The organism is Uliginosibacterium silvisoli (assembly GCF_036017035.1).
Taxonomy (GTDB): domain Bacteria; phylum Pseudomonadota; class Gammaproteobacteria; order Burkholderiales; family Rhodocyclaceae; genus Viridibacterium; species Viridibacterium silvisoli.
Genome location: NZ_JAYXHS010000002.1, coordinates 91,630 through 106,098 on the forward strand (window position 1 = coordinate 91,630; position 14,469 = coordinate 106,098).

The 14,469-nt window shown below is 61.8% G+C and carries 12 protein-coding genes; 11 read left to right on the forward strand and 1 reads right to left on the reverse strand.

The window, feature by feature from the left end:
- Window positions 1–108 precede the first annotated feature (108 nt).
- Window positions 109–1,995, forward strand: a complete 1,887-nt coding sequence (locus VVD49_RS10040) for a potassium transporter Kup (RefSeq protein ID WP_327599044.1) — start codon at window positions 109–111, stop codon at window positions 1,993–1,995.
- Between the two features lie 286 nt (window positions 1,996–2,281).
- Window positions 2,282–3,718, forward strand: a complete 1,437-nt coding sequence (locus VVD49_RS10045; RefSeq protein ID WP_327599045.1) for an HDOD domain-containing protein — start codon at window positions 2,282–2,284, stop codon at window positions 3,716–3,718.
- A gap of 46 nt (window positions 3,719–3,764) precedes the next feature.
- Here VVD49_RS10045 and VVD49_RS10050 read toward each other — a convergent pair whose 3' ends face one another.
- Window positions 3,765–5,204, reverse strand: coding sequence for a M48 family metalloprotease (locus VVD49_RS10050; RefSeq protein WP_327599046.1), 1,440 nt, complete (start codon window positions 5,202–5,204; stop codon window positions 3,765–3,767).
- Window positions 5,205–5,377: 173 nt separating this feature from the next.
- On the opposite strand from VVD49_RS10050, the gene VVD49_RS10055 reads away from it, so the two are divergent.
- The 9 genes from VVD49_RS10055 to VVD49_RS10095 all read left to right on the forward strand — a co-directional run bounded on the left by VVD49_RS10055 (window position 5,378) and on the right by VVD49_RS10095 (window position 14,459).
- Entirely contained in the window at window positions 5,378–7,237 is a 1,860-nt protein-coding gene (locus VVD49_RS10055) for an ankyrin repeat domain-containing protein (RefSeq protein ID WP_327599047.1), read from the forward strand.
- A gap of 134 nt (window positions 7,238–7,371) precedes the next feature.
- Window positions 7,372–8,607 (forward strand): bifunctional glutamate N-acetyltransferase/amino-acid acetyltransferase ArgJ, encoded by a 1,236-nt coding sequence (gene argJ / locus VVD49_RS10060; RefSeq protein ID WP_327599048.1) that lies wholly within the window; start codon window positions 7,372–7,374, stop codon window positions 8,605–8,607.
- A 124-nt stretch (window positions 8,608–8,731) separates the two neighbouring features.
- Window positions 8,732–9,250, forward strand: a complete 519-nt coding sequence (locus VVD49_RS10065; protein WP_327599049.1) for a YgjV family protein — start codon at window positions 8,732–8,734, stop codon at window positions 9,248–9,250.
- Window positions 9,247–9,795, forward strand: a complete 549-nt coding sequence (locus tag VVD49_RS10070; protein ID WP_327599050.1) for a YgjV family protein — start codon at window positions 9,247–9,249, stop codon at window positions 9,793–9,795. The genes VVD49_RS10065 and VVD49_RS10070 overlap by 4 nt, the downstream gene beginning before the upstream one ends.
- A gap of 144 nt (window positions 9,796–9,939) precedes the next feature.
- The gene (locus VVD49_RS10075) at window positions 9,940–11,643 is read left to right on the forward strand and encodes a GspE/PulE family protein (RefSeq protein WP_327599051.1); all 1,704 of its coding nucleotides are present in this window, start codon (window positions 9,940–9,942) and stop codon (window positions 11,641–11,643) included.
- A 2-nt stretch (window positions 11,644–11,645) separates the two neighbouring features.
- Window positions 11,646–12,869 (forward strand): type II secretion system F family protein, encoded by a 1,224-nt coding sequence (locus VVD49_RS10080; protein WP_327599052.1) that lies wholly within the window; start codon window positions 11,646–11,648, stop codon window positions 12,867–12,869.
- 45 nt (window positions 12,870–12,914) lie between these two features.
- The gene (locus VVD49_RS10085; RefSeq protein ID WP_327599053.1) at window positions 12,915–13,442 is read left to right on the forward strand and encodes a hypothetical protein; all 528 of its coding nucleotides are present in this window, start codon (window positions 12,915–12,917) and stop codon (window positions 13,440–13,442) included.
- Between the two features lie 21 nt (window positions 13,443–13,463).
- Complete coding sequence (locus tag VVD49_RS10090) at window positions 13,464–13,907, forward strand: type II secretion system protein (RefSeq protein WP_327599054.1); 444 nt, start codon at window positions 13,464–13,466, stop codon at window positions 13,905–13,907.
- A 75-nt stretch (window positions 13,908–13,982) separates the two neighbouring features.
- Window positions 13,983–14,459, forward strand: a complete 477-nt coding sequence (locus tag VVD49_RS10095) for a pilus assembly FimT family protein (protein ID WP_327599960.1) — start codon at window positions 13,983–13,985, stop codon at window positions 14,457–14,459.
- Window positions 14,460–14,469 lie beyond the last annotated feature (10 nt).

Sequence of the window (14,469 nt, forward strand, 5' to 3'; positions counted from 1 at the left end):
GCGCGCTGCGGCCGGGCATCAAAATATTGTTGCGATGCAAAAATATCTGCTGCGCGCCGCGCTTTGCCGGTCTAATCTTCCTCGACCTGCCTTGATCTGGAGCTCTGAATGAGCGATGCATCACACTCCAAGCAGTCTTTGTCGGCGCTGACCTTTGCCGCACTGGGCGTCGTGTTTGGAGATATCGGCACCAGCCCCCTGTATGCCCTGAAAGAGGCTTTCTCCAGCACCCACCATCCGATTCCGGCTACGGACGTCAACATCCTGGGCATCCTGTCCTTGATCGTGTGGACCCTGCTGATGATCGTGACCTTCAAGTACGTGGTCATCGTGCTGCGTGCCGACAACCATGGTGAGGGTGGTGTGGTTGCGCTGATGGCGCGCGTGGTAGATCAGGCTCGCGACCGGCCCCGCAAGATGCGGCTGGCCATCCTGATGGGTTTGATCGGGGCCGCGCTGTTCTATGGTGACGGCGTCATCACACCCGCCATCTCGGTGCTCTCGGCGGTGGAGGGGCTGGAGATCGTCACGCCGGCGTTCAAGCCCGCCGTGTTGCCGCTGACCCTGGTTATCCTTGTCGGCCTGTTCGTGATCCAGCATCGCGGCACCGAGCATGTCGGGCGCTATTTTGGCCCTATCGTGACGGCGTGGTTCCTGGCGCTTTCGCTGGTCGGGATCTACAACATCGTGCTGCATCCGCAGGTGCTGGCCGCCTTGTCTCCGCACTACGCGGTGAAGTTCTTCGTGGAAAACCCGATGCAAGGTTACTTTGCGCTGGGGGCTGTCATCCTGACGGTTACCGGCGGCGAAGCCTTGTATGCCGACATGGGGCACTTCGGCAAAAAACCGATCCGCATCGGCTGGCTGGCTGTCGTGTTTCCCAGCCTGCTGCTCAATTATTTCGGTCAGGGTGCTTTGTTGTTGCGTGACCCGGGTGCGGCGAGCAATCCCTTCTTCCTGGCTATTCCCTCGTGGGGCTTGATCCCGATGGTGATCCTCGCGACGGCTGCAACGGTGATCGCTTCGCAAGCCCTCATTACCGGCGCTTTTTCCATGACGCGCGAGCTGGTCCAGCTTGGTTTCTGCCCGCGCCTGACCATCCGCCATACGTCCGGCGCACAGATGGGGCAGATCTACGTGCCCTTCATCAACTGGTCGCTGTTGGGCCTCGTGCTCATCGTTGTCGTCAGCTTCAAGACCTCGAACAATCTGGCCGCGGCATACGGGATTGCCGTCACGCTGACCATGATTGTCACGTCCGTGCTGGCCTTCTCCGTGGCGCGGCGCGACTGGAAGTGGCCGACCAGCCTGGCCGTTGTGATCTTCCTGCCGATGCTTGTCATCGAGCTGGCGTTTCTGGGGGCCAATCTGGCGAAGATTCCCGAAGGCGGCTGGTTCCCGCTGGCTTTTGGTGTCGTCGTCATGTTCTTGTTGATGACATGGCGTCAGGGGCGCAACCAATTGTCCGAGCGCCTCAAGGCCGACCAGATCGAACTGCTGCCCTTTGTCAGCATGCTGGCTACCGAGACCAGCATGCCGCGCGTGCCGCATACGGCGGTCTTTCTTTCGCCGCGCTATGACAGCGTGCCGAATGCGTTGCTGCATAACCTCAAGCACAATTTCGTGCTGCACGAGAAGTCGATTCTCGTCAGCGTGATGTTCCAGCCCTTGCCGCGCGTGGCCGAAGGGCAGCGCGTGCTGGTCGAGCGCGTGGGGCACCATTTCTACCGTGTCAAAGTGTTCTTCGGTTTCATGGAGGAGCCGGACGTGCCGGCTGCGCTCGAGTGGTGTGAAGAGCAGGGGTTGGAGATTGATCCGAACTCGGCCTCGTATTTCCTCAGCCGCGAAATCCTCCTGCCCACGCCGGGCGAAGGCATGGCGCTATGGCGCGAGCGGGTATTCGAGTTCATGTTCCGCAATGCCTCCAGCGCCGCCAACTTCTTCAAGTTGCCCGCCAACCGGGTGGTAGAGCTCGGTAGCCGTATCGTGATCTAGAAGCCGCAACAAAAGGGCTGCGCACGCAGCTGGCGTTGTTGGCTCGCTCGCCGTGCCTGAGCACTGCTCTGCGCGAGCCGCCTGGCCAGCTACGCGCTCGCTCCATTTGTTCCGGCTTCTTCAGCTTTAAGGTCATTATTGGGGCGAGACCTTCGTCAGCTCTTTTACGGGTAGTCCGCAGCGGCAATCGCCTCAAGGCCCGTTGTCACCAACCGTTAACAATCCATGAACCGCGGAATCCGGAGGCGAGGCGCGGGCAGGGCGATTACAACGGAGCGCGACGGGCATGGGACGACTGGGACTGCAGGGCTGGGTGGATCACATCCGCGACCAGGACATGCCGGCTTTCGGCAACACGGTCGACTCGGTGCTGGAAATCACGTCCAACGAGAATGCCTCGATCACCATGCTGTCGCAGGTGATCCTGCAGGACGCGGCGCTGACCACCAAAGTCCTGAAACTCTCCAATAGCGTCATCTTCAATCCGGCGCGTCAGCCCGTCAGTACGATCAGTCGCGCTGTGACCGTGCTCGGCTTCAACGTGCTCGGTCAGGTCGTGCTGACCATCTGCCTGATCGATGCATTTCTTGCCGGTGGCTTGCGCGGGCGCGTCGCGGCCGAAATGGCGCGCTGTTTTCACGCAGCGGTGCAGGCGCGTGCCGCCGCCGACGCTTGCGCGGTGGCGCAGGTCGAGGAGGTTTTCATCGCGGCCCTGTTGGGGCGCGTGGGTGAAATGGCGTTCTGGTGTTTTGGTGGCGAGACGGCCAACGAGCTCGATCAGGCGCTCAATGAGCAGCCGGACGAGCGGCCGGAAGATCTGCAGATGGATCTGTTGAGCTTCCGCTTGCGCTCGCTGACTACCTCCCTTGCGCGTGAGTGGCGCCTGGGTAGCATGGTTGTCTCCGCAGCCGAGCCAGTGGCTCATCCGGGCCCTGCCGAGAAAGCCATCGCCATGGGCCATCGACTGGCCGCCGCCGCAGAGCAGGGCTGGGGTTCCGCTGCGGCAACAAAGGCACTCACGGCGTACGCCGAGATGCTGCAGAAGCCGCTCGACGAAGTGAAGGAGTTGGTCGCCTGCAACGCCGCCGAGGCGGCGCGCGTTGCGGCCCAGTTCGGCGCAACCGACGCGGCGCGCTTGATCCCGGTGCCCGGTGCCGGCACGGCGGAGGCCGCCATCGCCAGCGCAGCGGTCGACCCCGAAGCAGACCCGCTATTGCAACTACGTATCCTGCGCGATCTGGCCATGATGCTGACCGGCAAGCCGAGCCTCAACGAGGTGCTCAATCTGGTGCTGGAAGGTATCTACCGGGGCCTGGGCATGCACCGCGCGGTGTTCGCGCTACTCACGACCGACCGCACGACCCTGCAGGGCAAGGCCGGGCTGGGGCACGATGCGGAAGCCCTGGTAAAGCGCTTCCTGTTCAGGCTGGACGGCACCAAGGGCGAGCTCATCAACGAAATCTTCATGCGCAGCGAAGCGTTCTGGTTGCGTGAGCCGCCGCCGCGGGGCATCAGCATTGCCCGCTTCGAGAAGGCCATCGGCATCGGCGAGGGGTTCATCGCGCCGATTACGACGCACGGGCGCGCCATCGGTGTGTTCTTCGCAGACTACGGCGCGCATCAGCCCGACGAAGACACCTGGCAGGGCTTCCAGCATTTCGTGCAACAGGCCAGCCTGTCGTTCGAACATGTCGCGACACGCGGCGTCGCTCCCAAACGTTGATGTCAATCCGTGCGTGTGTGCCGCGCCGCGTGTAACGCGGATCGTGTCAGCGCATCGTCTTGAGCGCGCTTCCTGCGACAGGCGCCTTGTCCGGATAGAGCTGGTTGAGCAGGCGCCAGCGCTCGCGTGGATGGTCGGCCACGATAAGCGGGTCAAGCGTCATGGCTTCTGCCGTGAGCGGACCTGGTAGCTCCGGCTGCAACACATGCATACGGATGGGCGCAGCCATACGGCGTTCCGCTGCGGACAAGATGTGGGCGCTCCTGATCATTGCCACGAAGCCGGGGTCGACGGCCGCAAAGCCGTCATCTGCATAAGCCTGACCGACGAAGCTGAGGCGTTTCGCGCCGAGGTCTACAACGCCGATGCGCAGGCGGCTACCGTCGCGGGTCTGGACTGTGCCTGTCATGCCGTTCGCGAGGGCGCTACTGATCTTCTGCTCGTTGCGCAGTACCGAGCTGCCTGCCATGGCTTGCAATACGCTGCTTGCAGAGCCTGACTTCTGGTCTGATATGCGGATACGTAGCAGCGCATCACCGCTGCGAGGGCTTGCATAGATGTCTTCGCCCTGGTTGAACATCGACCAGCCCGCTTCGATGAGCAGCCCTACATCCCATACGGGGTTCATATACGCATTGCCACGCAAGGTGCCTGCGCGCACCGGCAAGCCCGCCAGTACACCGTCGAGCGCATTGATGTAGCGCGTGTCAGGCAAGGCCTCCTGAGCCGCACCGGTGCCCAGCCTTTTGCCCGCTTGTTCGAGGCGAGCGGGCAGACTGGGGTGGGTCGAGAAAATGCCGAAATTTATCTCGTCACCGCTCTCTGGCAGATCCCATGTGCCGATGCTGATGTCCTCGGAGAATTGCGCCTCCTGCACAAAGAAACGCAGCGTCTGTGCCATTGCACTCGCAGGGTAAGCACTGCGCGAGAGCAGGCGCTCGCTCCACGCGTCAGCCTCCAGCTCCTGCTCGCGGTTGTAGCCACGTACCTTGGCGAAGCCGAGTGTGTTGAGCGCGTCTTGCGCCTGGTTCGTGCTGAACCGTTTCGACAGGCGTTCTGCCAGTGCCCGCGTGTTCTCGTATTCGCGCAAGCCCAGTATCTGGTGGCGCGAAACGATGTGGCCGATTTCATGGCCCAGTACCGCAGCCAGTTGCGCCTCCGTGTTCAGATGGATGATCAGGCCACGACTGATCACGATTTCGCCAGAGCCGAAGCTGTAGGCAAAGATGCCCGGCGTGTCCAGAACGTTGAAGCTGATCGGGAGGCTGGTGCGCGGCGCCTGTGCCAGCAAGCGATCGCCAACGCTCTGCACGTAGGCCTGCAATGCCGCGTCGTCATACGCGGGAAATTTTCTCAGCATGGCCGCATGGGCGGCACTCACTGCCGCGCTATTGCTGCTGATGTCTACCGGTGAAACGATCTCTGCCGTTTGTGGCGGAACCGGTGGCAAAGTGCACGCCCAGCACAGGCTTGCCAGTGTCATCATGGCGGTTGCCCGGATCTTCGAGAAATGACAGCGTAGGAGCGGAGGCGAGCTGCGCATGATTTCGGAGGGATGAGGCATCGGGGCGATCGGAAAGATCATCGGAAAATAAAGACCTGCCGACGGTAAGCGCGGCATGCAGACAGAAGCCGATTGTAGCGAGGGAACAGGGGATCATGAAGAAGGGATCTGCAGCCGGTCTGCGCTTGTGCCGCATGCTGGCTGGCATTGCGATGTGTGTCATGGCGGGTTGTGTGCCGTCGAAGTTACTCAAGTATTCAGCGTTCCACGAACGTGAGTTCGCGCCGCGAAGCAAGCCGGCGGAAATCCAGCAACGCTCGACGGCGGAGGTGCTGGCTGGTGGCTACTTGTTGATCGGCTATATCGATCTGCGTCGTAATGTGCGCACCTGCTACGTCGATGGCAGTTGCACGAATCATGCAGACAAGGCTCCGGCCGATACGGACCTTCAACAAGAAGCCGCCCAGAAAGGCGGCGATGTCGTGACGATTCTCGAAGAGCGCGCGATTGTCGAGAAAAATGACAAAAGTATTTGCACGAGTTTTTACTCGACTACGACGATGGTCAATGGCACTCCGGTGACGACGACGTATTGCAGTTCTTACCGGATCGTCCCTGGCAAGCTGGAGGCGCTCATCAGCCGCGCGCTTGTCTGGCGCCTCGAGCCAGCCATGGCAGGAAGCGATGCCAATGCCCGCGCCATCGAAACTGCACTGAAAGTCCTTGAGGCGGCGCAGCTGGCCGACGAGCAGCCAGGGGCACGGGCGCTCATTTCCAGCAAGAACCTGGTGAGGGAAACGCCACTGCCGGTGGTTCAAGTGCCGGACATGGACAACGAAGCACTGGACCGCACGATTCAGCGAGCCGTTGAGCAGAATGATCGCGGCGTGCTCGCGGCACTCGCAAAGGACGGGCGCCTGAACGTATGGAAGGACGAGAAAGGGCACTCAGCACTCATGCTCGCCTTGCTGCGACGCAAGCCTGATGCCGTGAGGACGCTGCTGCCGCTCGAGCAGGACCGCATGCGTCGTGACACTGAAGGACTGAACGTCCTGGACTACGCCGTTGCGACCGGCGACCTGCCCCTGGTCAAGGACGTGGTTGCGGCCGGGCATGATGTGCGCGGCCACAACGGCTACGGGCAATCGCCACTTTTCTTCGCCACCCTCAATGAGCACAAGGAGGTATTCGAGTGGTTGCTTGGCCAGGGCTTGCGCGCATCGGAGACCGACGCGCGCGACGCTACCGTGCTGATGTTCGCTGCAGAGAGCGGGCAGCTGGCACTGGTGCAGCGCATTGTGCGGATGGCGATCGACATCGATGCGAAGGAACGCGATGGCCGTAACGCCTTGATGGTGGCGGCGCGTGGCAGTCGCCCTGAGGCAGTCAAGGTCTTGCTTGCGGCAATGATCGACACGCAGGCGGTCGACAAGCGTGGTTTCTCTGCATTGCACTACGCTGCCGCCGTGGGAGACCTGGAGTCTGCGCGCCTGCTGTTAAAGGGGGGCGTGTGGATTGATACGGTCAGCAAGGACGGCACGACGGCCATCCTGCTGGCGATTCTTCAGGAAAAATGGGCGTTTGCGGAATTCCTGGCGACCAAGGAGGCCTCTGTGGAGGCGCCGGCGTTTACCGCTGCCGACGTTGCCACCACACTGGTCTCCCGCAAGCAATTGACCTTGCTGAAGTACTGGCTGGGGCAATCGCCGGGTTTGGCGGCAAGTTTCAAGGGCAATCCGGACTGGCTGGTCCATGCGGCCAAATCGTCCAATGCCGACATCGTCAAGTACATGGTGGCGGATGGCGCACCGTTGAACCGTGCAGGAAGCAATGGTGTGACGCCCTTGATGGCGGCAGCGCAGGCAGGTAACGAGGAAGCGGTGCGTGCGCTGCTGGAGCTGAAGGCCGATCCACGCTTGCGTGATGGGCGCAAACAGACTGCCTTGCAAATGGCGGAGCAGAACGGGCATGAGCAGGTTGTCGCGCTGATGGGGCGATTCGGCGTGCGCCAGTAGCCCGCGCAAGGGCCGGTTTTGCATGTGCGGGCGCGTTCTGGCAGGACGCAGATACGCGCCACTCACGTTGCACAGCACAAATCCCTTAGAATTCCGGGCTGCCTTCCATTCCTTCCCGCATTCCAAGGACTGCCATGCCCGTCAATCTCCAGCCGCCCATTGCCGATCAACTGCTTGCCGTCGAGGGCGTGCGCCTTGGTACCGCCGAGGCGGCCATCCGCAAGCTCAATCGTCGCGACCTGACCCTGATCGAGCTGGCTGAAGGCAGTCGTGCTGCAGGCGTGTTCACGCAGAACCGTTTCTGTGCCGCACCGGTACAGGTATGCAAATCGCATCTTGCGACAACTTCGCCGCGCGCCTTGGTCATCAATACCGGCGTCGCCAATGCCGGTACCGGCGAGCAGGGCGTGGCCAATGCGAAGGCGAGCTGCCGCGCTGTCGCGAAGGAGCTGGGCATTGCGGCAGAGGCCGTGCTGCCGTTTTCCACCGGCGTGATCCTCGAACACCTGCCGGTCGACAAGCTGGTTGCCGGCTTGCCCGCAGCGAAAGCGGCGCTCAAGGCCGACGGCTGGTACGAGGCCTGCCACGGCATCATGACCACGGACACGCTGCCCAAGTGCGCCTCGCGCCAGGTGAGCATCGGCAGGCATACGGTGACTTTCACCGGCATGAGCAAGGGCGCCGGCATGATCCGTCCGAACATGGCGACCATGCTGGGCTATCTCGCTACTGATGCGAAGATCGCGCAGCCGCTGCTCGACAAGCTGGTGCGCGAAGCGGCCGACCTGTCCTTCAATAGCATCACGGTCGATGGCGACACCTCGACCAACGACTCCTTCATCCTCATCGCCACCGGTCAGGTCGGCGCCGAGATCGACGATGAGGCTTCGCGCGAATTCCAGATCGTGCGCGGCGAAGTCATTGCTCTGGCGCAGTGGCTGGCGCAAGCCATCGTGCGTGACGGCGAGGGCGCTACCAAGCTCATGAGCATTGCCGTCGAAGGCGGCAAGGACCGCGACGAGTGCCGCCAGATTGCCTACGCCGTGGCGCATTCGCCGCTGGTGAAGACGGCGTTCTTCGCCTCCGATCCCAACCTCGGCCGCATCCTCGCTGCCATCGGTTATGCCGGTGTCAATGATCTCGACGTCAACAAGCTGCGTGTCTGGCTTGCGGCAGATGGCGAAGAGGTGCTGGTTGCCGAGCAGGGTGGTCGTGCCGTGAGTTACGTTGAAGAAGCCGGCGCGCGCATCATGAAGAACGCCGAGATCACCATCCGCATCGATCTGGCGCGTGGCGGCGCCGAGGCTACGGTGTGGACTTGCGACTTCTCCTACGACTACGTAAAGATCAACGCTGATTACCGCTCCTGATTCCGCGCGCAGAGCGTCCCTGCCTTTGTCGACTTCGGCTTGCCGTGCTTTAGCACTGTCATCGCCTGGTCTTCGCGGCAGGAACGCTCTGCGCACGGAATGTCCCCTGTTGTACCCGCGTTCAATGCCTCACGATTTCTTCAGCATCCCCCAGCTTTTCGGCTACTGCGCCTTCGTTTTCGGCGTCGCCTGCTTCCTGCAGAAGAGCGACCTGCGTTTCAAGGTGCTACTGGTCTGCGAGTCGATCAGCTACGTCTTGCATTTCTGGCTGCTCGGTAACTTCCCGGCGATGGCGAGTTCCAGCATGGCAGGCGCACGCACGCTGACATCGATCTGGGTCAGCTCGCGTTGGGTGGCTGCATTCTTCGTCACGCTGACGATTGCACTTGGCTGTTGGCTGGTGACGAGCTGGGTGGGTGTGCTGCCCATCGTCGGCTCGTGCATCGGCACGCTCGGTGTCTTCCAGCTGACCGGCATCACCATGCGCTGGACGATGTTCGTGGCAACCTGTCTCTGGCTGGCCAACAACATCCTGTCAGGCTCCATAGGCGGCACGGCCCTCGAGGTCTGTATCGCCCTCAGCAATCTCTACACCATCCGGCGTCTCTACGTCGCCCGGGCCAACGCCAAGAATTCCGCATGATCGCCATGATCGACTTCGCACACGTTTTTTCCATCCCCCAGCTCTTCGGCTATCTCGCCTTCATTTTCGGAGTCGGCTGTTTCCTGCAGAAAAGTGACGTGCGCTTCAAGGTCTTCATGTCCATCGAGTGCATCAGCTATGTCATCCACTTCTGGCTGCTCGGCAATTTCACGGCGTGCGCCAGTTCCGCCGTGTCGGTGGGGCGCTCACTGGCGGCGATCCGCAGCAAGTCTCCGTGGGTGGCCCTGTTCTTCATCTTGCTGAGTCTGGCCATGGGCGCCTGGCTGGCGACCTCGTGGTTGTCCATGCTGCCGATCCTGGCCTCGTGCAGCGGCACGACGGCCCTGTTCCTGCTCAAGGGCATCCGCATGCGCCTGCTGATGCTGGTGGGCACGACGCTGTGGCTGGTCAACAACATCCTCTCCGGCTCCATTGGCGGCACCATGCTGGAAGCCACCATCTTCGTTACAAACTGCTGGACCATCTACCGCATGCATCGCGAGCACCGCGACAACGCGGAGGTGGATCCCGTGCCAGAGCCCTGAGGGGCTCCCGTCATTCCCGATTCGCCAGATTCCGGCTTATCGATCGGCCCGCTCCGGCCCTAAAGGACATCGGCTGCCGCGCCGTTAGTTTTCACTGACGGGGCAAACCGCGCCCCATGACAGAGATCAGGGCGAGGTCGGGGCATGGCGAAGCCGCAGAAATATCGGTTGGGTGAATTGCTGGTGCAGGGCGAGCTGATTACGGCCGCCCAGCTCGACGACGCACTGGCGCAGCAGAAGCAGAGCGGTCGCAAACTCGGCCGCGTGCTGATCGACAGCGGTATCGTCACCGAGGAGCGCATTGCCACGGCCATCGCCAACCAGATTGGCGTGCCCTTCGTCGATCTGCGCGACAAGGACATCGACCCCGCCATTGCCGGCGTGCTGCCCGAAACCATGGCGCGGCGCTTCCGCGCGCTGGTGCTGGAAGACATGGGCAGCCAGTACCTGCTGGGCATGGCCGACCCGTCGGACGTGTTCGGCTACGACGAAATCGCGCGCACGCTCAACAAGGACATCGCGCTCGCCGTGCTCGCCGAATCCCAGCTGCTGGCGCGCATCGATCGCTTTTACCGTCGCACGGAGGAAATCTCCGGCCTCGCCAAGGCGCTGCAGAAAGACCTCGGGGTCACGCAGGTGGATTTCACCGGCATAGGCGTCGACTCCACCGCCGAAGACGCGCCCGTCGTCAAACTCCTGCAATCGATTTTCGAGGATGCCTACCAGATCAAGGCCTCCGACATCCACATCGAGCCGCAGGAGCTGAAGCTGCAGATCCGTTTCCGCATCGATGGTGAGATGCATCTGCAGACCGAGGTGGACAGCCGCGTCGGCCCGGCGCTGGTGTTGCGCCTCAAGCTCATGAGTGGTCTCGATATTTCGGAGAAGCGCCTGCCGCAAGACGGGCGCTTCAACGTCAAGGTCAAGCAGCAGAGCGTCGACATCCGTTTGTCGACGATGCCGACGCAGTACGGCGAATCGGTGGTGATGCGTCTGCTGGCGCAGAACTCCGGTCTGCTCGAACTCTCGCGCATCGGCATGCCGGCGCACATGCTCGATGGCTACAGGCGCATGAGCAAGCATTCGCACGGCATGATCCTCGTCACCGGCCCGACCGGTAGCGGCAAGACCACCACGCTCTATGCCACGCTGGCCGAGCTGAACTCACCTGCCACCAAGATCATCACTATCGAAGACCCGGTGGAATACCGTTTGCCCGGCATCAGCCAGGTGCAGGTGAACAGCAAGATCGAGCTGACCTTTGCGCGCGTGCTGCGCTCGACCTTGCGGCACGACCCCGACGTGGTACTCGTCGGCGAAATGATCGACGAAGAAACCGCGCAGATCGGCGTGCGTGCCGCCATGACGGGTCACTTGCTGCTATCTACATTGCATACGAACGATGCGGCCAGCACACCCGCACGTCTGCTCGACATGGGCGTGCCCGGCTACCTGCTATCGACGACCTTGCTGGGCGTCATCGCCCAGCGCCTGGTACGCACGATCTGCGTCTCCTGCAAGGGCGACTATCAGCCTGAAGTCACCGAGCATGTCTGGCTGCGGCAACTGCTCGGTGATGCGGTCGACGGCATTCAGTTGCAACATGGACGTGGTTGCTCGCACTGCAATGGCTCCGGCTACGCAGGGCGCGCACCGGTTTACGAAATGCTGGAAATGAGCCCGCCGCTCGCCGAGGCGCTGAGCCGGAGCGATGCAGGTGACTTCAGCAAACTGGCGCGCCAGCAGCTGCAAGGCAAGACTATGCGTTCACACGCGTTGGCGCGCATGAAGGCTGGTCAAACAACTGTTGCGGAAGCCATGCGCGTGGCGACGCAGATCGACGAGTAACGATGGCCTCATTCAGCTACAAGGCACGGGACGCGGGCGGTGCGCTTGCTGAAGGCGCGCTGGAAGCGCCCGACGCCAAGGCTGCCGCAGACGTGCTGATCAGCCGCGGCCTGATCCCGGTGGACATTGCCCTCGAACGGGCTCGTAGCCAGCTCAATCTGTCCATTTCACTCTCACGCGGCAAGAAGGTCAGCGTCGACGACATCATGTTCTTCAGTCGCCAGATGTACACGCTGATGAAGGCGGGTGTGCCCATCCTGCAGGCGCTAGGCGGCTTGCGCGATTCTGCCGTGAGCCCAGCCTTTGCCGAACTGCTGCGCAAGCTGCGCGATAGCCTCGATGCGGGGCGCGAGCTCAGTGTAGCGATGCAGGAGACGGATGCTTTCGATAGCTTTTACATCAGCATGGTGCGCATCGGCGAGCAGACCGGTGGGCTGGACCGAATCTTCCTGCAGCTCTTCGAGCACCTGCGTTTCGAGAAATCCATGCGCGCCAAGATCAAGGCCGCCTTGCGCTACCCGACGTTCGTGGTGATCGCGATGGCCGCGGCCCTGGTCGTCATCAACATGTTGGTCATTCCTGCGTTCGCCAAGGTGTTCGACTCCTTCCACGCAGAGCTGCCCTTGATGACCCGTATCCTGCTCGGCGTATCGAACTTCTCCATGCATTACTGGTACATCGTGCTCGGTGTTGTCGTGTTCGCGACCTATGCGGTACGAGCTTACGCAAACACATCCGGAGGTCGTTACGCGTGGGATCGCGCCAAGCTGCGCTTGCCCATTGTCGGGGACACCATCAACAAGGCCATGCTGGCACGCCTCACTGGCAGTTTCGCGCTTGCATTCCGCAGCGGCCTGCCGGTACTGCCTTCGTTCACGGTGGTAGCGCAAGTCATCGACAATGCCTTTATCGCGCAGAAGCTCGATCAGATGAAGAGCGGGGTAGAGCGCGGCGAGAGCATCCTGCGTACCGCGGCAGCCGCCCGCATCTTCACGCCTGTCGTGCTGCAGATGATTGCGGTGGGCGAAGAGTCGGGTGATCTCGACGGCCTCCTGCAGGAAATCGCCGACATGTATGACCGCGAGGTGGAGTACGAGATCGACAACCTCAGTGCGCGCATCGAGCCGCTGCTCATCGTCTGTCTCGGCGCGATGGTGTTGGTGCTCGCGTTGGGGATATTCATGCCGATCTGGAATCTCTCCAGTGCCATGATGGGGCACCACTGAGTGAGCGCCCATCACTTAAGGCGGTACCGCGTGAGGGCGTTTTGAATGTGGCGCCGCAGCTTGCCTGATGCGGCAGCTCCGCCGCCAAGCGGTGCCACGGCTTCGAGAAAAGCGCGCAATGGCATTCCTCTGTTCGAGGGCTTCCTCGCGCTGCTGATCGGAGGTCTGGTCATCGGTCAGATCTCACGCTATGTCTCGGACGTACTGGAGCAGGCTGAGCGGAGTGCGGTGGACGCAACTCTCATGAACATCAAGAGCGGCATGCGATTGGAGGCCGCTCGTCGCATTCTCGCGATGCAGGTGGCGCTGCCCGCAGGCGGCAATCCGGTGCGTTTCCTCGCCGCGCCGCCGGCTGGCTACATGGCCGAGAGCGGCCTGCCTGAGCCCGTTGCGCCCGGAACCTGGTTCTATCGCACTCGCGAAGACACCTTGTTCTACGTACCGAAGCACCATGGACATCTACGTATCGAGAACGTGACAAAGGACACCGTTCTGGGCTGGAAGATTGTGAAAAGGTCTGATGAGGCTAAAGAACCCGCGTTGCAGACCGTTACCCCGTATGTGTGGTTCTGATAGATCGAACGGAGAAATGCAATGAAAAAGCAGGCTGGTTTTACCTTGATCGAACTTGTGGTGGTGATGGTCATTCTCGGCATTCTGGCTGCGGTGGCTCTCCCCAAGTTCGTGGATCTGAGTACGCAGGCGCGTACAGCCAAACTGCAAGGTGCCTTGGGTGCCGTGAATTCAGCGATGGCATTGACGCACGCGGCTTCGCTGGCCGCTGGGGCTCAAGCATCGTCGACCAGTACTGTGACTGCCGAAGGTACCTCGATTGCCATGGCCTATGGCTACCCCACCACCACCAGCATCGTGACGGCGGCGGGCATCACGCTCAGTTCGACCGAGTATGCAAACTCAAGCGGCGTTATCTCAGTGGCGAACGCCCCTACGCCTGCAAATTGCTCGTTCACCTACACGGCGGCGACGGCCGCGTCAGCACCTGCTGCAGTCACCACCCCGGTTACGACGGGCTGCTGATCAAGGTTCTGGAGAGCACGGGCAATCGCGCCCGTGCTTTTTTCGATGCCAATCCTGCGGGTACGTCGTCCCCTGATGTGCGCGAACCCTGGCCGCGCAAACGCAGTACAGGGTTTCACCATGATCGAACTCATCACGGTGATGATCTTGCTGGGCATCATTGCCGCTGTGGCAATGCCGAGATTCGCGTCGCGTGGCGACTTCGATGTACTTGGCTTTCGCCAGCAGACCATGCAGGCGCTGCGCTTTGCGCAGAAAACGGCGATTGCCAAGCGTCGACCGGTGTGTGTTTCCCAAACTGCTGGCGCACTCACCTTGACGTTCGCCGATGCCTACGGCGCAGCCGCTTGCAACACGGCTGTTCTCAATCCAGCAACGGGCAGTGCGTATTTGCAGCCCGTGCCGAGTGGCGTTGGCATCACGGCGCTTAATTTCACCTACGATCCCTTGGGGCGCCCGAGCTTCGGCGCAGCGCAGACGCTCAATGTCACCTCCAGTGGCGCCACGACGCAGAGCATTGTCATCGAGGCGGAGACGGGCTATGTGCGCTAGGTGCTCGTCG